Raw genomic sequence first — 276 nt, forward strand, 5'->3', positions numbered from 1 at the left:
TGGATTGAAGAATGCCACATTCATTACCGTTATTATTCCGGTAATTATCTTGGGGGTCCCAATCACCGATACTATTTACGCAATCTTACGTAGAATGTTAAACAAACAACCAATCATGCATGCTGACAAACGACACTTACATCACCGTTTGATGCAAATCGGATTGACTCACCGTCAAACCGTATTGGTAATCTATGGAATTGCATTGATTTTCTCATTCATTTCATTGTTATATCCAATCTCAACAATTTGGGGTTCCATTTTACTAACGATTGC

1 pseudogene is annotated in these 276 nt (G+C 37.3%); it reads left to right on the forward strand.

Going from position 1 to position 276, the window contains the following annotated elements:
* A pseudogene (locus FD688_RS00055) lies at positions 1-276 on the forward strand (undecaprenyl/decaprenyl-phosphate alpha-N-acetylglucosaminyl 1-phosphate transferase); the annotation flags it as partial.

Origin of the sequence: Apilactobacillus kunkeei (assembly GCF_005930975.1) — a bacterium.
GTDB lineage: Bacteria > Bacillota > Bacilli > Lactobacillales > Lactobacillaceae > Apilactobacillus > Apilactobacillus kunkeei_E.